This window comes from Gilvimarinus polysaccharolyticus, assembly GCF_001187555.1.
Lineage (GTDB): Bacteria > Pseudomonadota > Gammaproteobacteria > Pseudomonadales > Cellvibrionaceae > Gilvimarinus > Gilvimarinus polysaccharolyticus.
Window position 1 is genome coordinate 777,188 of sequence record NZ_LFIJ01000002.1, and the last position, 22,310, is coordinate 799,497.

Consider the following 22,310-nt stretch of genomic DNA (forward strand, 5'->3'; position numbering starts at 1 on the left):
ATAATAGATATTGGTTTGCCGAGGGCGCAATTGTATCACCCTCATTGTGGCTCGTGAGTGCCGGTTGCTATCCAGTGCCGAATGCGTCGCTCTAAAATGGTTAACGGCAACGCGCCGGCCCCCAACACTTGATCGTGAAAAGCTTTCAGGGAAAAGCGTGGGCCTAGTTCCTTCTTTGCCTCGGCGCGTAGCGCGAGTATGGCGTTCATGCCGATTTTGTAACTGGTGGCTTGGCCGGGCATCACAATATAGCGCTCTACCTCGCGGCGTGCGTCGTCGCGAATCATGGGGGTATTTTCGACAAAGTAATCAATCGCTTGTTCACGACTCCATTTTAGGTGATGGATGCCAGTATCAACCACTAAACGCACAGCGCGCCATAGCTCGAAGCTCAAGCGACCAAAGTCAGAGTAAGGGTCGGTGTACAGGCCGATCTCTTTGGGTACTTGTTCGGCATACAGCCCCCAGCCTTCGGTGTACGCGGTATAACCGCCATGGCGTCTAAATGCGGGTAAGTCGGCAAGTTCTTGGGCGATGGCAATTTGCATGTGGTGGCCGGGCAAGGCCTCGTGATAGGCGAGCGCCTCCATTTGATAACGAGGCATGGCACTTAAGTCGTGCAAGTTGACGTAATAAATACCGGGGCGCGAACCATCCACCGCAGGCGACTGGTAAAAGGCTTTACCGGCTGATTTTTCGCGAAACGGCTCGACGGCTTTAACGTTAAGCTCGGCCTTCGGTAAATGACCAAATAACTCTGGTAGTCGCGTGTGCATAGCGTCGATTAGCGCTTGGGTATCTGCAAGATATTGTGCTCGACCAGCATCGTTATCACGGTAGTAAAGTGCTGGATCGTCCTGCAATTTTTTATAAAACTCTGGCAAGCTGCCGCTAAAGCCTACCGCTTGTTTAATAATGTCCATTTCAGCGTGTAACCGCTCAACTTCGGTAAGTCCCAGTTGGTGAATCTCGTTAGCGCTCATATTGGTCGTGGTGATTTTTTCCAGCGCGTAATTGTAATAGGCGTCACCGCGAGGGAATTTCCACGCACCGTCACGATTGTCGGCTTTTTTTGCCAGTTCGTCCCACGTTGCTAATAACTGCTGGTATCCGAGTTTAACGCTACCGAGTAGCGCAAGATCGGCAGCGGCTAATAATTGCTGACGAAGTTCGGGCTTTAAATCTAAGGCATTCACCTTGCGTATGAAGTCGGCCTGCAGAGGACTTGGTTTATCACTGTTACTGTCAAACGGTTTTCCAGTGGTGATATTAACGATATCGCTACGCACCTGCGGGTAAACAAAAGCCGGCGCCAAAATACCTTGTTGCGCACGACGTTTAAGGTTGCTGCTAAGCTGTGTGAGCAATGCGTTAACGCCTTGCAGTCGTGAGATGTAAGCATTTGCCTCGTTTATATTATTGATTTGATGCGAGTTGATTAAAAACGAGGCGACGGTGGCGTGTAGCCCAAACATTTGGTTAACGGGGTAGTTGTGGTCGCGCCACTGATAGCCGTTAATATTTTGCTCGAGCTCAAAGCGCATTAACTCAACACTAAGCTGGTTATCGGCATTGAGCTTAGACACGTCGAGGCGCTTTAAACGTAACAATTGATCTTGGCTTAGGCGCAGGTACAGGGCACTTTGTGCGGGACTGATATCATCCCACTCACCATAATGGGTTTTGCGTCCCAAATGAGTTTGATACATGGGGCTGAGGGACACTTGCTCTTCAAAAAATTGTTCGAACAGCGCTTGGGCTTTTGTGTCTTCTGTTTCAAGGTTGGCAGATTGACTAATGGCAAGTTGGCTAACCGCAAGCAGTACTGCGCCAATAACCGCGCGTTTAAATAAGCTCATGTATATCCTTATAGAGGGTTCTGTTTGTTTTGATCCATCGCAACATCGGCGCGACTGCGCAGCTTGTCTTTGGTACGAATCGTCGCAAAGGGATCGGGGCCTGGGGGAATGTCTGGATTAGCGGAGGCCGGTTTGCGACGCGATTTTGATTTTTTCGCGGCGCTTTCGGTTGTGTTATTGGTTTGCGCCAAAGGACGGGTATTAAACCAGTAATAGAGTATTGAAACGCCAATTAACGCTAGCCATTTAACGACAAACGATGCCCACAGGTGTCCGTGTTCGGCTGTGGTGGTGGCCCAAGCAACATAATCGCTGTGTACCATGGCAATAAAAAAGTAACTGATAAACAGCGCCAGGGTCGAGCCAATGGGGCGTCGGTAGCGCTTCCAAACAACGGTGGCCAAGGCCGATTTAGCGAGAAACCTAAACATATCGGCGTGTTACCTTCTGCACTATGGAAACAAGCTTAAACCCAGCGCGGCAATAAGTGCCACAATGCCGCGGGATTTATATTCGCTGATGATTTTATCTTCTTCCTCTTTGACGATAATCTCTAGCACCTCGGGCTCGTAATCTTCTGGCTTGCGACCGTGCAAATAAATACGCGTGCGCGCTCGCTCGATCGCTTTGTGACGGATCTTGCCGGCGTATTTACGTTTAACTTTTTCGTAGTTACGGCGCAGTAAATTACCGCGGCTAGTCTCACGCAACTGATCTTCCGGTAAGCTCATAGTCGCTCCGATTAACGCCGTAAGTGTTTGTTACAAACACTCGCCGTTTTTTTGTAAGTGAGTACGTTTGGCGTTGCGGGCAATCGCGTAGTCTGCATCGAGCATAACTTCGCGGCCCCAGCCGGTTAAACCCTCAAAAGTACCGTCACGGCTCATGTCTAAATGTTTTTGAGGTTTGTTGCCGGGCCCCCACGACCAAGGTAAAAATCCGATTTCTAACTCTAATGCTGTTTTTATAATGGTTTGATAGGGAATCGCGCCGCCTTCACTGCCGTCCCAGCGATCGCCAAACTCGCCAATTATTAAAGGTAAATTGGCATCGGCTGATTCTTGCATTTCGGCGCGTACGCGCGCCGCGTCATAGCCCCACATTTTGGGCCACCACATGTGTACTGAGAGCAGAATGTTTTTTTGCGGATCGGCTTTTATCAGCGCTGGTCCCGCCGCTTGTAGCGTGTCGATGTCTTTGCCCCAGCCGGGCGCGTCGATCATCAGTGGTACGCGATAACCCGCTTCACGCAGTCGAGTAATGGCGCGGCTGTAGCCTTTGGTGTATTGCTCTAAGGCGATTTTGTCGCCAACTTCGTTGCCGATATTAACAATGGTGTAGCGCTGATGCTTGGCGATAGTGGCGGCGATTTCGGGTCGGGTCCAATAGTTAATAAGTAGGTCCAGCTTAGACCAGTCGCCGGTGGCATCGTGCAGTTCAATAATAGGAAATAATTGCTGTTTGAACGCATTTTTTAGTACTGCATCGAGTTCGGCGGGTTTGCCTTCTGTGGTCCAGACGATGCGCACGCTATTGGCGCCGGTTTTGGCAATCTCGCTAAAGCTTGATAAACCGCTACGATCGAGCCAGAACACCATGCGATTAGGGCCCATGGGTACAAAGTGTTCACCACAAGCATCAAATAGCTGGCGACCTTTCACGGTAAAGGTTTTGGCGGGCTGAGTATCAGCCGCGTTAGCGCCACAAATGAGCAAGAGGGTGGTTATTAAAGCCAATATTTTCATACGGTTTATAGGTATCCGCTGAGGGGCGAGGTTGCCCCAGTTTACGCTGTTTTTATGCGTCAAGAGCTAGGTTTCAGTTGTTTAAAGGTGTTATTTATGGGCCGCCCGCAACCGGGTAGCGTGACTAGCTGTTAAATTGGCCGGCAATAATGGCGATAAAAATCACCACACCCACCCAATTATTATTAAGAAATGCGTTAAAGCAGGGGCCGCGTTGGCGGTAGCGAATGAGCCGTTGTTGGTAGATAAATAAGCCTGCGGCCGCCGCGACGCCCAGATAGTAAAAGTTGTTTAACTCAAAGCGCGATCCCATTAGCAGTAAACCAATAATGACTAATACCTGCAAACTTGCGGTAATAACGCGATCTTGGTCGCCAAACAGCACCGCGGTAGATTTTATGCCGATACGCAGGTCGTCGTCGCGATCGACCATGGCGTAAAAGGTGTCGTAAACGACTGTCCAGAGCACTACGGTAAAGTAGATCAACCAAGCCTGTTGTGGCACATGGTTTTGGGCGCTGGCAAACGCCATCGGAATACCCCAAGCAAAAGCGGCACCCAGCACGACTTGTGGCAGGTGGGTGTAGCGCTTCATAAAAGGGTAGCTACAGGCCAAGACCAGCCCGCCAACGGCTAAATACAACGTTAATGTGTTGGTAAGCAGCACCAGAGCAAAAGCCAGCAGTACTAACACGGCAAACACGGCCCAAGCCTCTTTGACGGTGACTTTGCCGGTGGCTAGTACGCGATCTTTGGTGCGCTCGACATGGCTGTCAAAATTGCGATCGGCGTAATCGTTAATCACGCAACCGGCCGAGCGCATGGCGATGGCACCCAATGTGTAAATAATAACGAGGTGTATTGGTGGTTTACCGTCAGTGGCTAACCATAATCCCCACAGGGTGGGCCACAGCACTAGCAGCCAACCAATTGGGCGGTTTAGGCGGGTGAGCTGAGCGTACAATTTAAGGCGGTTTAGAAGGCTGCTAATCATTGCTTAGGGTCCGAGAGTCGATCAATGCTGGTAAAAACACCTCGCTAACCAGCAGGGTTTTACCGAACAGAAAAAACTTGGAGCGGCGACCCCAAAGCATATCATTTCCCTGCACTTCGGGGGGAACCAGGTGCTCGTGGGGCGGCAGCTGGGCAATTTGCATGGCTGAGCGTCCTAGCTGGCGATGACTAAACAAAAAGCCCCCGAGAGGACGGTTGGCCAGCTTGCGTAAATGGCGCAATTTGCCGGTAAGGCTGGCGGCGGGAAACACGCTGCGAGCGTACACCCAAGGCACGTTATCGGGGCCTAATAACAGGACTTCGCGAATTAACGCTGCGCCCGAGCTTAGTAGCGTGCGGCGCTCTGATAAAGTCGGCCGTCCCCAGTATTGTCGCAGGACTTGCACCTGTAATTGGCCGGCACTGCGTTTGCGCAATTTTGCGGTAAGCGAGCCGTCATCGAATAGCCAACTGTGCAGAGTGTGCGGTACGCCAAAGCTATGGGCAGCTGGCTGCCAAAGCCCCTGTCCGCACCGAGCAAACCGCCCGGGTACGCCAAGCGATACGGCTGGCCGTGGTTGTGGCGCGCGCAATTGAATCAAACGGTACCTCGGGTAGCTGGTAAACGTAACATTTTAGCAGCTGTCGCTGGCAACAGCACAGGACAATTGCGCTTCGCTGGGGTAACCTCGCAAGCTAAGGCTGTCTTAAGGCCGCCATGCGTACATCGCTGAAATAATACGAGATTGTATATGAGCCTAACAAAAAAAATATTAACAGCCATGCTGCTAGGGATCTCTATTGGGTTGTTGCTGAACCTGTTTAGCGGCCGTGAGGCGGATAATTGGGTACAGATTTACTTAGTGGATGGGCTGTTTGATACCGTCGGTCAGATCTTTGTTGCATCACTCAAATTACTGGTTGTGCCTTTGGTGTTTGTCTCTTTGGTGTGCGGAACCGCCAAACTGGGCAATCAGGCGCGTATGGGTGGATTGGCAATTAAGACCATTGGGTTATACCTATTAACGACAGCTATCGCTATTACTTTGGCGATTACGGTGGCGAGTTTGTTGGGGCCGGGTTTAGGCTTAAACCTAGAGGCCACAGGCACGTTAAGCATGGATACCGATCTGTCGTTAAAGCAGACCATTCTTAATATCTTTCCCAGTAATCCAGTGGCGGCTATGGCTCAAGGCAATATGTTGCAGGTCATTGTGTTCTCGGTGCTGTTGGGGGTGGCAATCGCTAAGACGGGCAAGCAAGGCGAACCGGTGGCGAGCTTTTTTGAGAATCTTAACCATGTGGTGTTGCGCATGATTATGATGCTGGTACAGCTGGCGCCGTACGGCGTGTTTTGCTTGCTGGCTAAGTTGTTTGCCTCTATGGGCTTTGGGGTATTTCAAGATTTATTGTTTTACTTTTTTACCGTTGCTGGGGTGTTGGTGCTGCAGTGTTTGCTGGTGTATCCGGCCTTGATCAAATTGCTCTCGGGCCTGAACCCCTTGATATTTTTATGTAAAATGTATCCGGTGATGGCTTTTGGTTTTTCTACCGCCTCGAGCAACGCGACTCTGCCAGTTACTTTAAGTACCGTCGAGGGCAAGCTGGGGGTCGACAACAAGGTTGCCTCTTTCACCCTACCTTTGGGGGCGACTATTAATATGGATGGCACCTCAATTATGCAGGGTGTGGCCACCGTGTTTATTGCTCAGGCTTACGGTATTGATGTGGGCCTTATGGGTTACTTAATGGTGGTATTAACCGCGACGTTGGCTTCTATTGGCACTGCGGGCGTGCCCGGCGTTGGGATGGTGACCTTGGCGATGGTATTGCAGCAGGCGGGCTTACCGGTGGAGGAGGGAATTGCTCTGATTATTGGCGTTGATCGCCTGCTGGATATGGTTCGTACGGCGGTGAATATCACCGGCGACGCCGCCGTGACCACCGTAGTGGCCAAGAGCGAGCAGTTGCTGGACGAAGACTGCTACCGCAGCCGAGCCACGTAAGGTAAAAGTTGCCTAGCTGTGATTAAGGGCGCTGGCGATATGTTCTAGATCGTCAGCCGACTCCATTACGTTGGTTACGGTAGCTTCGGCCTTGGCTCGGGTGAGTTGCAGTTCATCAAATAGCGAGTCGGGTATCCTCACGCATGGACCAGTCCCTATGTTGTGTTGACGCAACAGCATGCGTGCGAGATAAACCAGTTTGGCGTAAACCGCGAATTCACCCTGATAATTGGGATTGCTCTGGTGTCGTAGCCCGGCAATAACCTCCTCTGGCATTGACCACAATTCCATTAACTTACTGGCTATTTGATCGCGGCTGACATTGAGCAAATGGCGTTCGATAGTTTGTGGGGTTACATGCGGATTGGCCTCACTTAAGCGACAAAACTGCGAGTAATACGGTGGAAACACCTCAGCCATTATTAAGGCGCCAAAATTATGCAAGAGCCCGGTAAGGTAGGCCATACCAAAGCTGGGGCGAGATTCGCGCGGGATGGCAGTGACTAAGCCCTCGATAGTGGCGGCCATATAAACCGATTGTTGCCAATAGGGCAGCTCACCATTTGGGCCATCTTTAGGGAGGTGCAAGGTTTTACCCAGTGCCAAGCCAAGAGCCAAGTTGAGCACCATATCAAAACCCAGCACACGCACAATAGCGTCGTGGATGGATTTAATTTTTCCCGGCGCGGAATAGTAAGGCGATGCCGCCCAGCTGACGACTTGTGCGGCTAAGCTAGGATCGGTTTCAACAATTTGTGCTAAATCTGAAATGTCGGCATTAGGGTCGACCCGCAGCTTGATGATGCGTTGTGCAGTATCGGACAGGGGCGGCAGTTCAAGGGTTTCCTCTAGGCGCTGGCGAATACGCAGTTGAGTAAAGCTGCTTATAGCGCCCTCAATTTGAGCTAGATCATCGGCGCCGCTATCTTCGGCCTCTAGTGGCGAGAGCGCCACGGATAACTCACAGACCACCGCATCTTTTAGTATTTGTTGAAACTCATTGCTTTGTACGCGAATTAACTGAGTGTCATCGCCCGAATCTAATAGCAGGCTGTCGCGCTGTAGTAGTTGCTCATCGACCAGTGTTAATAAACCTGCGACCTGCGGTAGTGCGGGCAGCGATTGAAATTGATTGGCCTCGCAAAACTGCTTAAGGGCATCGGGCTCGGCGGCGTGTAGTTCGCGATTTAAATGGCGGTTAACAAGGGTCAAGTCAAGTAGGCGGTCGGCCCCTAGCACGACTTGAACCCGGCCGATATCGTCTTGCAATAAAATCGACCGTGCGGCGCCTTGTTGGCGAAGATGTTGCTGATGCCAGATAAGTGGGTCCTCGCCTCCGGGCGTGGCAGAGGCAAGGTCGTAAATGATGTTCTGACTACTGAGCAATGTTTCGACACTCGTGGGTACTGACACTGAAATATCTCCTGGCGCGATACTCATTTAGGCGCGCGCGTAAAATGGAATGGCTTCCTTAATTAACAATATAAAGCCTATTTGAGCTAGCGGCTATGGTTACGTTTAACCTGTGATGCAGTTAACACTTTTTGGTGCTGGCACTTTGCGTTTTTACGTCAGCCTAAGCGCCCAGATAGCGTTCACGTCCGCCGAGCCAACGCTCGACAATGGCGCCGGCGCGTGCCGGATCATGCTTAATGATTGACACCCCAGCTTGTCGCACAGCATCCAATAAGTGGCCATCGCGTTGCAAATCGGCCACTTTAAACTCCATCTGACCGGTTTGGCGAGTGCCCAGTACTTCGCCTGGGCCGCGCAGCTCTAAATCTTGCTCGGCGATGTAAAAACCATCGTTGCTTTCACGCATGACTTTAAGGCGCGCTTTGCTGTTGCGTGATAACGGGGTGCCGTACAACAGTACACAGTGGCTCGCCTCGGTACCTCGCCCTACTCGGCCGCGTAATTGGTGCAGCTGAGACAGCCCCAAGCGCTCGGGGTTTTCAATAATCATTAAGCTGGCATTGGGCACATCGACGCCCACCTCAATCACCGTGGTGGCAACCAGTAAATCCAGCTCGGCGGATTTAAACGAGCGCATCACCGCTTCTTTTTCCGCCGCTTTTAACCGCCCGTGCACCAAACCAATACGTAAATCGGGCAGTTGCTCTCTCAGGCTATCGGCCGTTGCCTCGGCCGCTTGAGCCTCAAGTGATTCAGATTCTTCGATCAGTGTGCAGACCCAGTAAGCCTGCCTGCCTGCAGCACAAGCGGCGCGCACACGCTCAATAATCTGCTCGCGACGTTGGTCTGAGATTACGGCAGTGGTGACAGGGGTGCGCCCCGGTGGTAATTCATCAATGACCGAACAATCTAAATCGGCGTAGGCGCTCATGGCCAAGGTGCGAGGAATAGGGGTGGCGGTCATAATCAGCTGGTGTGGGGTAAATTGGCCACGAGCCCCCTTCTCGCTTAAGGCTAGTCTTTGATGTACGCCAAATCGGTGCTGTTCGTCGATGACGGCTAAGGCTAAGTTGGCAAACACAACCTCTGCCTGAAACAGCGCGTGAGTGCCTACCACCACCTGCGCCTCGCCACTGGCGATGGCGGCCAGTTGTTCGCGGCGCGCCTTTTGTCCAAGCTTGCCGGTTAGCCAGCCAAGCTTAATGCCTAAAGGTTCGAGCCAAGCGGCAAAATTAATGCGGTGTTGCTCGGCCAAAATTTCGGTGGGCGCCATAATAGCCGCCTGCTTCCCGGCCGCCACGGCGGCTAATGCGGCCAGTGCCGCAACCACCGTTTTACCCGAGCCGACATCTCCCTGAACCAGTCGCAACATAGGTTCGGGGCGGGTTAAATCATGCAGTATGTCAGCGCTTACTCTTGCTTGAGCACCGGTCAGTTCAAAGGATAGTTGTGCTTTGAGTTGTTGCTGTAGCTGTTGCCCGGCGTTTAGGCGCGGTGCTTTTTGGCTGCGAATACCCTGACGAAACTGCAACATGCTTAGCTGGTGTGCCAACAATTCTTCAAAAGCTAAGCGCTGCTGAAAGGGGTGAACACCTTCGGCCAGCTGTTGTAAGTTGACGTCTTTGGGAGGGGTATGCAGCAATGTGAGCGCCTCGGCCAAAGGTATTTGATCAAGACTTTTGCGCACCTGTTCAGGCAGTAGTTCTTCTAGCTGGTAGCGCGCCAACATGCTCAGCGCTTGTTGCGTCAGAGTGCGCAGGCGTGGCTGGGTCAGGCCATCGGTGGTTGGGTAGTGGGGTGTTAAGCTTTGGGCCAGTGGTGTGTGGTCGCTGTCATCCAGAAGTTCGTACTCGGGGTGGACCATCTCAAGCCCACTGGCACCGCGGCGCGTCTCGGCAAAACAGCGCAAGCGCGCACCGCTCACCAAGCGCTGCTTTTGGGCGCCGCTAAAGTGGAAAAATCGTAATGTAAGGGTGCCAGTGCTGTCTTGTACACGGCATAGCAGTGAGCGCCGCCGCCCGTACACCACATCGGCGGCGCGCACTTCGGCCTCAATAACGGCACTTACGCCGGGCTGTAAACCGCCTATGGCTTGTACTCGGGTGCGGTCAAGGTAGCGCGATGGTAAATGAAACAGTAATTGTTGTACGGTGCGCACACCCAGCTTGGCGAGCTTTTCGGCCAGCGCTGGGCCTACGCCCGAGAGCGCGGTAACCGGTAGGCTCGCTAACGTGTCGGATTGTTCGCTCACGAGTTAATTGCGCAGGGTAATTAGTGGGTTGTCGTGTTGGCAGCTGCGGATGGCGTTACGCAGTGCATCGACGGCTTTAAAGCGCGGAAAGCTGGCGCGCCAAGCTAAGGCGACTGTGCGGCTTGGCGCGGGGTCGTTAAAGGGGCGGGTGACCAATACTTCTTCGCTATAGCGGCTAATGCCGGCTGCCGAGATGGGTAGCACGGTAATTCCGAGTCCCGAGGCAACCATGTGGCGCAAAGTTTCTAATGAGCTGCCCTCGGCGGCGGTACGTAGACCGCCGCTGTGGGCCTCGACAGATGCTTTAAGGTGCGGGCATGTCTCTAGTACTTGGTCGCGAAAACAGTGGCCTTCGCCTAACAGTAAGACCTCTTCCGAGTTTAGTATGCTGGGGTCTATTGTGCTGTGTTGGGCCAACGGGTGGTCTTTGCGCATAAGCACGACAAAGGGTTCGTCGTACAGTGGCTGGGTCACCACATCGGCCTCGGTAAATGGTAGCGCGACGATAATCACATCCAGTTCGCCCTTACGCAATTTAGTGCGCAAGGTGCCGGTGTAGCTTTCCTCAACATACAGCGGCATTTTGCTTACGTTTTTCTGCAGTTCGGGGATAAAGCTTGGCAACAGGTAGGGCCCAATGGTAAAAATGGCGCCGATACTCAAAGGGCTGGAGAGTTGATCTTTACCGGCGTTGGCAATGTCTTTAATGGCCGCTGATTGCTCAAGCACTAAATTGGCTTGGGCGACGATTTTTTCGCCCAAAGGGGTGGCTGATACCCGCGATTTTGAGCGCTCAAACAAGGCGACACCCAACTCCTCTTCTAGTTTTTTAACGGCGATGCTCAAGGTTGGTTGGCTGACAAAGCAGCGCTCGGCGGCACGGCCAAAATGTTGCTCCTGAGCCAAGGTGACGATATAGCGTAGTTCTGTCAGAGTCATGAGTCAGGTTCCTATTGGGAGCGACGGTTTTATTCACAGGTACACTAGCAAAATGCATAGCGAAAAACTATTAATAATCGGTTGTGGTGATTTAGGGCGACGTTTGGCCAGCCAATTGACCGACAGTGGTATCGCGATCACGGGGGTGCGCCGGCGTCCACCTGCGACCACCGATAATTTGCAGTACAAGGCGGTAGACGCCACCGATGAACGGGCGATGAGCTCGCTTGTAGCCGAAGACTTTGATTATATCGTCCTGACGTTAACGCCTGCTGAGCGCAGTGAGGCCGGTTATCATGCCGGTTATGTTCAGCCTTGCGAAAGTTTAGTGCGCGCATTGGCGAGCGCTCAAGTGCAGCCGCGCAAGGTGCTGTTTGTCTCCAGTACCGCCGTTTATGGCGAAGACCATGGCGAGTGGATTGATGAGGCAACGATCCCTCGACCTACACGCTATAACGGCCAGCAAGTGTTGGCCGCCGAGCAAGTGCTGCGTGAAGCTAATTTGCCCCTAAGCGTGCTGCGCTTATCGGGTATTTATGGGCCGGGACGCAATCGTTTAATCGATAGTGTGCGTCGAGGTGCTGCGGCGCCTAAGCCATCGTGGACTAACCGTATTCACGCTGATGATGCGGCGGGGTTTATGGCGTACCTGTTGCGCAAGGTGGCCAAGCCGCAGTCTTTGTATCTGGTAAGCGATAGTGAGCCCGCCCCTTATGCCGAGGTGGTGGGGTATGTGACTGAATGTTTGGGGGTGGCTTTGCCGCAAACATTAGCGGTGGATGGCATGAACAAACGTATTGATAACCGCCGGTTGTGTACCAGCGGTTATCAATTGCGTTACCGCGATTATCGCGAGGGTTTTGCCGAGCTATTAGGCGCAACCGATACAATAATTGCTTAGCCGGCGGTAACCATAATACCATCGGCCTCGACTTGAGCGCCCTTGGGTAGCTGGCTAATGCCGATAGCGGCGCGAGCGGGATAAGGTGCGTTGAAGTAGCGCGCCATGACTTCATTCACGACGGGAAAGTTATTCAGATCGGTGAGGTAAATATTCAGCTTAACCACATCTTTTAAACTGCCGCCTGCGGCTTCACATACAGCAGCTAGGTTTTTAAAGACCTGATCGGCCTCGGCTGCGAAGTCACCTTGAACCATTTCCATGGTTTCTGGGATAAGTGGAATTTGGCCAGACAAATACACAGTACCATTGACCTTAATGGCTTGGGAGTATGTGCCGATCGCCTCTGGTGCCTGATCGGTATGAATAATGGCTTTGTTGGGCATGGTGTTCCTTGCAATGAATAGGGAAAAGCTCGTTAGTATAAACTGCCTAGTTGCCAGTGGCCAACGGTTGCGCGTCGGGCGCTATCAAGAGGGGAGCCTTGGGGTAAGATGCAGGCAGGCGCGGCACAATTAATAATAGGAAAAAGGAAAATCACGCATGGAATTACTGTTGGCTCTGGTTATTGTGGCATTGATTTATCTGTTTTCGCAGGTGAGTCAACTTAATAAAACCGTAAAATATCTACAACAGCAGTTGCTTGCTCGTGCACGTGATAACACGATTGACGCACCAGCTAATCGCTCTGCCGCTACGGTTAATACAGCGGCGCCTGCCGCGCCAGAGCAGGATCTAGATTTAGACCCAATAGATTTAGAGCCGAATGAATTGCCCGCGACTCGGCCGATATCCGATTCATGGCGCGAGCCCAAAGCGGCAGCAATACCGCAAGTGGCCGTTATACGTGAGCAGCTCGCGGTCGATTCCCCCGAGCCTAAACCTGCAGTATTTGTATCAACACCAGCACCAGCAACGCCGTCATCTCCCGATCTTTTTGATCGTGCTTTAACATGGCTTAAAAACTACTTTACCGAAGGCAATGTGATTGTACGGGTTGGTCTTATTGTATTGTTTTTTGGTGTGGCTTTTTTACTGCGTTACGCCAATCAAAACAGCATGATATCGGCAGAGTTTAAAATGGCGTCGGTGGCGGCGTTGGGTATCGCCTTACTGTCACTCGGCTGGTGGTTGCGCAGCAAACGGCTAACCTACGCCTTAATTTTGCAAGGTGGTGGTCTTGGAGTTCTGTATATCACCGTGTTTGCGGCGCTGCGACTGCTACATTTAATTCCACCGGCAGCTAGTTTTGTTTTGTTGTTAGTAATGGTGGTTATGTCGGCAGCTTTAGCGGTTTTGCAAAACTCTCGATCGCTGGCGGTAATGGCGATTACCGGTGGCTTTCTCGCGCCTATTCTTAGCGCAAGTGATTCGGGTGATCACATCACCTTATTTAGTTATTACGCATTACTTAATGCCGGTATTGTCGCGGTTGCTTGGTTTAAATCGTGGCGGCCACTTAACTTATTAGGCTTTATATTTACCTTTGTGATTGCAAGTGTTTGGGGTGTTTTGCAGTACCAGCCGAGCCATATGCCCAGTGCCCAGTTTTTTCTAATACTATTTTTTCTCTTTTATGTTCTTATCTCGATCTTGTTTGCGCGTCGCCAGCCACCTAATTTGAAAGGTTATGTGGATGCCTCTTTGGTGTTTGGTGTGCCTTTGGTGGGATTTGGTTTGCAGGCGGCCATGGTGCATCAATACCAATACGGTTTGGCTTACGCGGCATTAATTGTGGGCATTTTTTATAGCGCATTATGTTGGGCTTGTCGGCGCTTTTTCGCTCCAGCTTATCGCATGTTGTCTGAGGCTTATTTGGCCTTGGCCGTGGTGTTTTTGTCACTGACTGTACCATTTGCTTTAGATGGCGAATGGGTTGCCTCGGTGTGGGCGTTAGAAGGCGCTGCAGTTCTTTGGATAAGCTTGCGCCAAGGGCGACAGCTGGGGGCGGTGTTTGCGATGGGCTTACAAGCTTTTGCCGGTGTTGGCTTTTTGGCGGCACAAGACGCACGCGATGCTGGCCCATTATTGCTTAATAGCGTCTTTTTAGGTGGAGTGTTACTGGCGCTGAGTGCAGGCTTTAGCAGTTATTTATTACGTCATTGCGCACAAAGCACATGGAGAATAATTAAGCAGTTTTCTCTACCGTTTTTACTGTTGGCGTTAAGTTGGTGGTTTATTAACGGCACACTGGAAATAATGCTGCAGCTTGAGTCATATTATCGTTTGGTTGTGTTAATGAGTTTTGTTGCTGCATCTTGTGCGTTACTGGCGGTGTTAGAGCTAAAGCTACAATGGCACGAGCTGCGTTACACATCGAACGGTTTGTTGCTGTTTATGGTGTTGGTGGCAGCTTGGGGGATGATGCAATTCACGCATCCAGGTGCGCAACTTGGTTATATTGGTTGGCCTATAATTTTTGTGGTTTACACGATGTTATTGTATTTGCGCGACCATCAACCGTTGCAGGAAATACAGCTAAAGTGGCTGCATATATTGGCTTGGTTGTTGTTTGCTTTATTGGCAAGTGTAGAATTGCATTGGCTTATGACGACACGCTTAGCATTGTCGCAAGGGTGGCAAGCGGTTGCATTTATGCCGATTAGTGTGACACTTATTTGGCTGACATTAAAAGTTAAGACTTGGCCTTTTAATGTGCATAAAACGCTGTACTTAAATCATGCGAGTTTTGTGCTAATCGGCTTTATGGCGCTATGGAGTTTTGAGGTTAGCGCATTTAATCGTGCAAATTTTTCGCCGTTGACGTACCTGCCATTGTTAAACCCGTTAGATCTAACCCAGCTGGCAGTGTTATTAACGGGTGCTTATTGGTGGCGAGTTTTTTGCCAGCATAATGATTGTACTAAAGTGATTCATTGGGGTTGGGCCGCAATAGCCGGTTTAACCTTTATTTGGTTTAACGCGATATTATTGCGCAGTTTGCATCATTGGAGTGGCTTACATTATGAGCTAGACGCTATTGTGGCGTCGGTGTTAGCTCAGGCGGCACTCACTGTATTTTGGGCGTTAACGGGTTTGTCCGTGATGTTTGTCGCCACCCGTAAGCATTGGCGCAATGCTTGGCTGGCTGCCGCGGCACTATTGTCTGTGGTAGTTGGCAAGTTATTTTTACTTGATATGCGCGATAGCAATACGCTGGAGACAATTCTCTCGTTTATTGCCGTGGGTATATTGCTGTTGGTGGTGGGTTACTTCTCACCGCTGCCGCCCAAGGCTAAAAGTGATTTGCCAGCATAGCGGGCTAGGGATTAGCTGGTTATTAGTAACCCGTTATAGAATTGCTCGGCATTTATGTTGCCGAGCGGTAATGCCCGGATTGTTCTGGAAAATCTCAACAACGCGACCGGTATTGTTGTGCTCGATAACCGACCTTTAGCTGGCGCGGGCCAACCAATGGTTGAGCTCTTGGTGTAAGCGCGAGGTGAAGTGTCTAAAATCGACGGTTTTTTGCAGATAACTGTTGGCCCCCAATTGTCGAGTTTGCACTAAATCTGTGAGTTCATCGGAGGTGGTTAGGATCAATACTGGGGTTTGGTGGTGTTCGGCTGAGGCGCGCATGCGTTGTAAGACGCTTAAGCCATTGCCGTGGGGCAGATTGATATCCAATAAAACCAATGCGGGCTTTTGTTCTATCGGTCGACTTGCGTAGCGGCCTTGGGCATATAAATACTCAAGCGCTTGCTCGCCATCGGTAACCAGTTGAATATGATAATCGCCACTGATGTGTTTTAGGCTTAACAGTGCTAATTCGGCATCGTCGGCGTTATCCTCTACCAACAGTATTGTCTCTTTGCTCATCATCCTTGGTGCTTTCCTTGAAACAAAAATAAAAAGTGGCGCCCTTATTTGGGGTTGATTCGGCCCATATCCGGCCACCGTGTCGACTGATAATACGCTGAACTGTGGCCAGTCCGATACCTGTTCCTTCAAATTCTTCGGCTTTGTGCAAACGTGAAAAAGGCGCAAACAAGCGCTCAGCATAGTTCATGTCGAATCCGGCGCCATTATCTCTAATATAAAACACCGACTGGCCTTGGTAAAGACATTGCCCGATTTCGATCTGTGCGTGGGCTTTGGGGCGTGTGTATTTAATGGCATTTTCCATCAAATTGGTTATTAACATCGTAAAAAAGCGCTTATCGGCCCAAGCTTGCAGATTGGGTTGCACCACGAGGCAGATGTCACGTTCGGGCTCGCGTTCACGCAGTACCGTAAAGAGCTGTTGGGCTTGTTGAGTGACGTCGATTGGCTCGCGGTGTAGCTCGCCGAGGGTAGCGCGAGATAGATGTAAAAAGCTGTCAATCATCTCCGACATCTCAAGCGTACCGGCTTCGATACGGCCTAGATAGTGTTGGCTTTGGTCTGGCAGAAGCTCGTTGCAATCGTCCTCTAGCATGCGACGAAAACCTTCAATACGGCGCAGTGGTGCGCGCAAATCGTGAGATACAGAGTAACAAAAGCTGGCCAGCTCATCGTTCGCTGCTTGTAGCTCGGAGGTGCGTTGTTTGACTCGATCTTCCAGAATGGTGTTTAAGTATCTGACCTCTTCTTCAGCTTTGCGTCGTGCTAGCACGTCACGGGCCAGCGCATCGTTAGCTTGGCGCATACGATCGTAGGCTTGTGTGAGGTTGTCACTAAGACGGTTAAAGGCGCCGACAACTTGATCCAGTTCATCGTGATGGTTGTGGTTGCGGCGCTCGAGCTGTAAAGGTTCGGGCGAGTCGGCAACATCAAATTGATTGACGTATTGGGCAATGCGCACTAAGTGTGTGGTGATGAGCCGATAGACAATAAACAGAATAAACAGCGACACTAAAAATGTTTTGATGCCTTGTGTAAACAGAATAATAACCAGCTTTTCCCAAAGGCGAGAGTAGACCCCGTTTAATGAGGCCTGAACTCGAAGTGTCCCGATATGACGCTCGCCGTCTGCGGCATGGTGGGTAATGGCGTAGTCGCGATTGATGGCTCGTTGTTGTGTAAACTCACCTAAGACGATCGTTAAAGGTTCGGCTATGTCGGCCGGATCTTCATAAATAGCCACCGCCTCTACATCAGGCAATTGTCGGATGCCTTCCATTTGCAGTTTGAGGTGGCTAGGATCGAGGTTCCAGAGACTGGCACTAATACTGGCCAAATAGCTACTTTGCACGTCGTCGAGACGTGTTTTGATTTGTCCGATATCCCGTTGAAAGTCGATAAACAGTTGAAATACGGTAGCCAGTAAGGTGACCAACGAACTAAACAGCACGATTGCAAACAATAGGCGGCGGCCGATGTGATCACTAGATAACGTTGAGCCGCGATTTAAAAATTTACCCATAGAGTGCATTACAGCTCGTGCAGTTGCTGAATGGTATTAAAGACGCCTTCGTTATGCATATCACGTAATGCCTGATTAATTACGGGCATAGCGTCTAAATGTGTCGATAGTTTAGAGCACTGGAACACTAAGGGAATATTGCGCAGCACTAAAGGCTCACCCAGTGATTCGGTAATGCCTTCGAGTCGAGCTATATACAGTAGAGTGGGAATGGCACCAACCACCACATCGACCCGGCCTCGAGCGACTTTACGCAAACCCGTAGCGTAATCGGTATCAAACACTTTCTCGAGCTCGCTATCGGCATCAAACCGCTCGCTTAGCGATCCACCACGCAACACGGAAATTCTTAGATCATTTAAGTCCTCGTAACGACTCAGTGACACACCTTTGCGCGGAATAGCTCCAAGAGGGTGCGGAAAAGTCAGTTCACCCGTGACGACTTTCTCTGAGTTAAGTGGCGCCAGAATGGTGCAGTCTTGTGTGCCTCTTTCAATTTCTCGGCCCGCGCGGGCGAATGGGGTGATGGTCATCTCAAATTGATAATCAGTGCGCTCCTCCAAAGCTTTGACTATATCGACAAATGCGCCTTCCAGCTCATTACTCTCGACGGAGCGCGAGGCCCACGGCGGCGCGGCGATGGTGACAATTTTTAAGGCTGGCTTGGGTGAGGGGTCGGCATTGCCGAGTGTGGGCAGTAACACCAGCAGCGCGGCTAGGGGCACACCTAGGTGGCACCGGATCATTTTAAAAAAAGCATGACTTTTCATTGATTTGCGTCTCGCTATTGATGGGGGCTCACGTATTTAAGTCCAGTGATCAGTATAGCGTGACTTGTTCGGCTAGTCAGTCTCCCTTTCCTCTCGACTGTGACGCCTCTGTCGTGGAGGGTTTCGGCCTTTCGCATCGTTATTTTACAAACAAATTACCTCTGCATCATGGCTCAGCATAATTCTAGCTACTATCAAAAGGCGGCACAATTTTCCTCATTCGTGGGTGTGCCGTGAAGCTGTAATTCATCTATTTAATAGTTAAGAGGTAATACCATGAACGATCGTATTTTATTAGTAGTTGGTGACAAGTTTGCTCCTTACATTGTGCAAAAAGAGGCTATCACGGTTTCCCAGTTACATGGGTTGCTGAGTTTGCCGGTCCATATTCTTGGTAATCAAGAGCGCACGGTATTGGTGCCTGGTCAGGGTATAGGTGATATTAGTCGTCAGCGGTTGCTAGCGGCGGCGAGTCAGTCGAGCAATGTATCGGGGTTTGATTTTTCACTGTGGCACAACTTGCCCGAGCGTGCCAGCGGTGCCCTATCGCACAAGGCCGAAGTGTGTAATGTTTTGGTGTCGATGCCCCATCAAGTGTCTGCCAGTGAGTATGAGCTGGCGATGATGATCGATGAAGACTGCGAGTTAATGAAGGACCATTTGAGTGGTCAGCATGTCCAAGGGATGGTTGTTATTGAGGCTGCTCGGCAAGCGATGCTGGTGGTTACCGAGGCGTATTTAATGCCTAAGTCTGTTATCGATTATGCCTTCGTGTTTAACGCCTTATCGGTTAGCTATAGTCATTATGCTTTTCCTGTTAGTGCGATGATTCGCACTCATATCACTGAGTGTGCGATAGACAATCCTAAGTTCTTAAAGTTTGCTGCGATCACCCGTGTCGAACAGTGTGGGCGCTCGGTGGCCGAATTTACCATGTCGTTTTCTGCTATGGAAAAATCTAGGTTAGTTAAGCAGGAGAGGATGCAGTCGGTTAAGGCGCATCGTCAGTTTGTCAGCGCCGTTGCGGCTGAACTGGAAACGCCGCAAACACTGGTTGAGCATGCACACCGATAAACTCCCATCAAATAGAGGTGAAAGGTTATGAGCAATATTAAACCGTTAACAGCTGAGCATTGTTATGCATTTTTTGATGTGGACAATACCTTGATTACGCAAAATAGTATGTTGAGCTTTCAGAATTATTGGTATCAAATGTATCCTGATTTGGCGGCGGAGTCATTATATCGCGCCGATTTAATGACACATGTACACGAACATGCCTGTTGGGAGACGCTGAATAAACTTTACTACCGTCATTTTTCTGGTCGATCAGTCGCGGCGTTAACCGATGCTGGAGAGTCTTGGTTTAAACAACAGCTGCAGCGTTCCGATGGCTTTTACTACCAAGCAGTATTACGAGAGCTACGCCGCCATCAAGAGAATGGTTTTGAGGTAATAATGGTGTCGGGTTCTTTCTCTGCGGTATTAACTCCTATTGCGCGTGATTTAGGGGTAGAGAAAATACTGTCCTCGCAAATGGAGGTTCGTGCAGGTGTATACACTGGTTACTTGTCGGCACCACCGATGGTGGGAGCTGGTAAGCGTGATGCTGTGAAAGCATTGCTGTGCAACACCCGTGTTGCACAATCTAGTTATGCCTACGGGGATGATATATCGGATATTCCCATGTTGAGCTTGGTGGGGTATCCGGTGATGGTATCCGGTGGACGGCTGTCACGTACAGAGGTGGATAAATTGGGTTTTCGATTAATCACAGTTTAATTGCACGTCTGTCTTAATACTCACTTCTGTCACTAGTGATTTATAGGGACATTGCAAAATAAAAGGAGCACCCCAAGGTACGCGGTGCAACGCGAAAGCGCTTGAGTAACAGTACCTGAACAATACGCTCAATCACGATTGTCGATACAGCACCGGGTGCCTTGGCGATGTGGGCCGCTAGAGAGCGGTCTTTATGGTTTAATACGTCCGGAAATATTCTTATAGGCTATGCAGTTGTAATTCGATTTTTTGTTGTAACTCGTCAATAGCAATAGGTAAGCTAAATAAAAACCCTTGGGCTTGTTTACAGCCAATTTTTAGTAATAATTCACGTTGCTCTTGAGTTTCAATCCCTTCCGCCACCACATCTAAGCCGAGCCCTTGAGCCAGTAAAAAAATAGTATCAACCAGTCGATGAGAATTATCACTTTCATGCATTCCGGCAACAAAACTACGATCGATTTTTAATGTATGTAACGGGTAGCGCTGTAGGTAACCCAATGATGAATAGCCGGTGCCAAAATCATCTACCGATAACCGTATGCCGAGCTCCGAAAGAGCATTTATGTTGTCGTTGGTGGTGTTGGCGTCATTGACTAAAACACGTTCGGTAATTTCTATTTCAAGTTGGTCGGCATTAATTTTATAAGCCTGAAGTTGATCGGCTACAAAATTTGCGTAGCCAGGGATTTCTAGTTGACGCGGCGAAATGTTCAGCGCCAGGCGTAATCCCCCTTCACTATTGCGCAGCAATTTTGCAGTTTCACGGCACGCCGTCTTAAACACCCAGCTGTCAATTTCTTGAATGATACCAATGTCTTCTGCTACAGGGATAAAGTTGTTGGGCATGCGTATTGTGCCGTCGGTCTGATGCCAGCGAACTAATGCTTCAAACCCTACAATAGTATTGTCTGCAAGATTAAAAATAGGTTGGTAGTGCAATAATAATTCATTACGCTTAACAACATGGCGTAGCTTTTCTTCTAAATCTAATCGATCAATGAGTTGATCGTTAATCTCTTGGGTAAAAAATTGAAATTGGTTGCGACCCTGATCTTTGCATTGGTACATGGCAAGATCGGCATTGCGCAAGAGTAAATGGGGGTTGCTGGCATCGTTGGGGTAAATGGCGATACCAACACTACATGTTACAAAATAATTGCGGCCAATAATGAAGAATGGCTCGGTAAACTGTTCAACGATACTCTGCGCTATTTTTTCAGCGGTAGTATTGTCATTTAAATTTGGCAATACGGCGACAAACTCATCGCCGCCCATACGGGCAAGGGTGTCTCCTGGTCGCATGCAGCGAGTCAAGCGTGCGGCAGCCTCTTTAAGTAAAAAGTCACCAACACTGTGCCCGACACTGTCGTTTACATTTTTGAAATGATCGAGATCGATTCCAAGTACGGCAACCAGGGTTTGTCGCTGGGTTGCCTCTTGCAGAGCTTGAGTTAGTTGTTCGATCAGCCGGACACGATTTGCGAGGCCGGTCAGGTCATCGTAGTGCGCTTGGCGCAACAATTGTTGTTCGTAATTACGACGTACAGTGATGTCTTCTTTGAGTATGAGATTGTGACTTAATCTATTGTCGATATCGGTCAGAGGCGAGACTTTAACGTTTTCCCAGTAGAGTTCGCCGTTGGCTCGTAAGCTGCAGACCTCACTCCGCCATTGTTGACCGCTGTTAACGGCGCTGCTTATTTGTTCCATGATTTGCAGGCGATCTTCTTCTAGCAATGTAAAGCCTAGCGTTTGTCCAATCGCTTCACTTGCGTTGTAGCCGCTGACAGTTTCAAAGCAGGGGTTAACATACTGAATTTCACCCTCAGGACTGGTAATAATGACAGACACAGGGCTTTGCTCCAGCGCTTGAGACAAAACCCGTACCTGTGCATCGGCGCGGCGGCGCTGTTCGCGGATACTGGCCTCGCGCAGCTCACGTTCAATGGCCGGCACTAGGCGCGCCAGCGCATTTTTGTTCATAAAATCGTGCGCGCCTCGCTTGAGCAGGCTGACGACATCTTCGGCGCTGACGGCGCCGGACGTAATAATAAATGGTAGGTCTTTACCGCTCTCTTTCAGGGTGTCTAGTGCAGCTTCGGCGCTAAAGCGGGGTAGGCGATAGTCGCAAATAATTAAATCCCACGGGTGGTTAGCTAATGCGTTGTGCATATCGTCGCGGGTTTCAACTTGTTGTATCTCTGGGGAGAAACCGCCGCGAACCAGTTCGGCGGCAGTGAGTTCGGTGTCGGCTTCTGAGTCCTCGACAAACAGTACCTTGAGTGGTGTTCCCATGCGGCA

Annotated in this window: 19 protein-coding genes; 5 read left to right on the forward strand and 14 right to left on the reverse strand. The window is 50.3% G+C overall.

The window, feature by feature from the left end; translation table 11 throughout:
- Positions 1 to 41 precede the first annotated feature (41 nt).
- The 6 genes from GILYN3_RS11995 to GILYN3_RS12020 all read right to left on the reverse strand — a co-directional run bounded on the left by GILYN3_RS11995 (position 42) and on the right by GILYN3_RS12020 (position 5,199).
- Entirely contained in the window at positions 42 to 1,859 is a 1,818-nt protein-coding gene (locus GILYN3_RS11995; RefSeq protein ID WP_049723204.1) for a DUF885 domain-containing protein, read from the reverse strand.
- A gap of 8 nt (positions 1,860 to 1,867) precedes the next feature.
- The gene (locus GILYN3_RS12000) at positions 1,868 to 2,290 is read right to left on the reverse strand and encodes a hypothetical protein (protein WP_049723205.1); all 423 of its coding nucleotides are present in this window, start codon (positions 2,288 to 2,290) and stop codon (positions 1,868 to 1,870) included.
- A gap of 21 nt (positions 2,291 to 2,311) precedes the next feature.
- Positions 2,312 to 2,590 carry a hypothetical protein gene (locus GILYN3_RS12005; RefSeq protein WP_049723206.1) on the reverse strand — a complete coding sequence of 93 codons (279 nt, stop codon included), beginning with the start codon at positions 2,588 to 2,590 and terminating at the stop codon, positions 2,312 to 2,314.
- Positions 2,591 to 2,620: 30 nt separating this feature from the next.
- Positions 2,621 to 3,604, reverse strand: coding sequence for a cellulase family glycosylhydrolase (locus tag GILYN3_RS12010; RefSeq protein WP_049723207.1), 984 nt, complete (start codon positions 3,602 to 3,604; stop codon positions 2,621 to 2,623).
- Between the two features lie 124 nt (positions 3,605 to 3,728).
- Positions 3,729 to 4,598: a 4-hydroxybenzoate octaprenyltransferase gene (gene ubiA, locus GILYN3_RS12015; RefSeq protein ID WP_049723208.1), complete on the reverse strand. Its 870-nt coding sequence runs from the start codon at positions 4,596 to 4,598 to the stop codon at positions 3,729 to 3,731.
- Positions 4,591 to 5,199: a chorismate--pyruvate lyase family protein gene (locus GILYN3_RS12020; RefSeq protein ID WP_049723209.1), complete on the reverse strand. Its 609-nt coding sequence runs from the start codon at positions 5,197 to 5,199 to the stop codon at positions 4,591 to 4,593. The genes ubiA and GILYN3_RS12020 overlap by 8 nt, the downstream gene beginning before the upstream one ends.
- Before the next feature lie 150 nt (positions 5,200 to 5,349).
- Here GILYN3_RS12020 and GILYN3_RS12025 point away from each other — a divergent pair, with 150 nt between their 5' ends.
- Entirely contained in the window at positions 5,350 to 6,603 is a 1,254-nt protein-coding gene (locus tag GILYN3_RS12025; protein WP_049723210.1) for a dicarboxylate/amino acid:cation symporter, read from the forward strand.
- A gap of 12 nt (positions 6,604 to 6,615) precedes the next feature.
- On the opposite strand, the gene GILYN3_RS12030 is transcribed toward GILYN3_RS12025, so the two are convergent.
- The 3 genes from GILYN3_RS12030 to GILYN3_RS12040 form a co-directional block, all read right to left on the reverse strand.
- A complete protein-coding gene (locus tag GILYN3_RS12030; RefSeq protein WP_049723211.1) occupies positions 6,616 to 8,016 on the reverse strand; it encodes an aminoacyl-tRNA deacylase and HDOD domain-containing protein in 1,401 nt (466 codons plus the stop codon).
- A gap of 163 nt (positions 8,017 to 8,179) precedes the next feature.
- Positions 8,180 to 10,270, reverse strand: coding sequence for an ATP-dependent DNA helicase RecG (gene recG / locus GILYN3_RS12035; protein WP_049723212.1), 2,091 nt, complete (start codon positions 10,268 to 10,270; stop codon positions 8,180 to 8,182).
- Between the two features lie 3 nt (positions 10,271 to 10,273).
- Positions 10,274 to 11,209: a hydrogen peroxide-inducible genes activator gene (locus tag GILYN3_RS12040; protein WP_049723213.1), complete on the reverse strand. Its 936-nt coding sequence runs from the start codon at positions 11,207 to 11,209 to the stop codon at positions 10,274 to 10,276.
- A 52-nt stretch (positions 11,210 to 11,261) separates the two neighbouring features.
- On the opposite strand from GILYN3_RS12040, the gene GILYN3_RS12045 reads away from it, so the two are divergent.
- Positions 11,262 to 12,110, forward strand: coding sequence for an SDR family oxidoreductase (locus GILYN3_RS12045; protein WP_198147352.1), 849 nt, complete (start codon positions 11,262 to 11,264; stop codon positions 12,108 to 12,110).
- On the opposite strand, the gene GILYN3_RS12050 is transcribed toward GILYN3_RS12045, so the two are convergent.
- Complete coding sequence (locus tag GILYN3_RS12050) at positions 12,107 to 12,496, reverse strand: RidA family protein (RefSeq protein WP_049723215.1); 390 nt, start codon at positions 12,494 to 12,496, stop codon at positions 12,107 to 12,109. The two genes, GILYN3_RS12045 and GILYN3_RS12050, sit on opposite strands and share 4 nt — an antisense overlap.
- 157 nt (positions 12,497 to 12,653) lie before the next feature.
- On the opposite strand from GILYN3_RS12050, the gene GILYN3_RS12055 reads away from it, so the two are divergent.
- Positions 12,654 to 15,368: a DUF2339 domain-containing protein gene (locus tag GILYN3_RS12055; protein WP_049723216.1), complete on the forward strand. Its 2,715-nt coding sequence runs from the start codon at positions 12,654 to 12,656 to the stop codon at positions 15,366 to 15,368.
- Positions 15,369 to 15,503: 135 nt separating this feature from the next.
- Here the strand turns inward: GILYN3_RS12055 and GILYN3_RS12060 are convergent, their stop codons facing one another.
- The 3 genes from GILYN3_RS12060 to GILYN3_RS12070 are packed head-to-tail and all read right to left on the reverse strand — an operon-like array spanning position 15,504 to position 18,224.
- Positions 15,504 to 15,932 carry a response regulator gene (locus GILYN3_RS12060; RefSeq protein ID WP_084005409.1) on the reverse strand — a complete coding sequence of 143 codons (429 nt, stop codon included), beginning with the start codon at positions 15,930 to 15,932 and terminating at the stop codon, positions 15,504 to 15,506.
- Entirely contained in the window at positions 15,895 to 17,454 is a 1,560-nt protein-coding gene (locus GILYN3_RS12065) for a sensor histidine kinase (RefSeq protein WP_049723945.1), read from the reverse strand. Before GILYN3_RS12065 ends, GILYN3_RS12060 begins: the two co-directional genes overlap by 38 nt.
- Positions 17,455 to 17,462: 8 nt before the next feature.
- A complete protein-coding gene (locus GILYN3_RS12070; protein ID WP_049723218.1) occupies positions 17,463 to 18,224 on the reverse strand; it encodes a substrate-binding periplasmic protein in 762 nt (253 codons plus the stop codon).
- Positions 18,225 to 18,500: 276 nt separating this feature from the next.
- Here GILYN3_RS12070 and GILYN3_RS12075 point away from each other — a divergent pair, with 276 nt between their 5' ends.
- Both GILYN3_RS12075 and GILYN3_RS12080 read left to right on the forward strand, forming a co-directional pair.
- Complete coding sequence (locus GILYN3_RS12075; RefSeq protein ID WP_049723219.1) at positions 18,501 to 19,298, forward strand: AfsA-related hotdog domain-containing protein; 798 nt, start codon at positions 18,501 to 18,503, stop codon at positions 19,296 to 19,298.
- 27 nt (positions 19,299 to 19,325) lie between these two features.
- Positions 19,326 to 20,006, forward strand: a complete 681-nt coding sequence (locus GILYN3_RS12080) for an HAD family hydrolase (RefSeq protein WP_049723220.1) — start codon at positions 19,326 to 19,328, stop codon at positions 20,004 to 20,006.
- Positions 20,007 to 20,225: 219 nt separating this feature from the next.
- Here the strand turns inward: GILYN3_RS12080 and GILYN3_RS12085 are convergent, their stop codons facing one another.
- Positions 20,226 to 22,304, reverse strand: coding sequence for a putative bifunctional diguanylate cyclase/phosphodiesterase (locus tag GILYN3_RS12085; protein ID WP_049723221.1), 2,079 nt, complete (start codon positions 22,302 to 22,304; stop codon positions 20,226 to 20,228).
- Positions 22,305 to 22,310 lie beyond the last annotated feature (6 nt).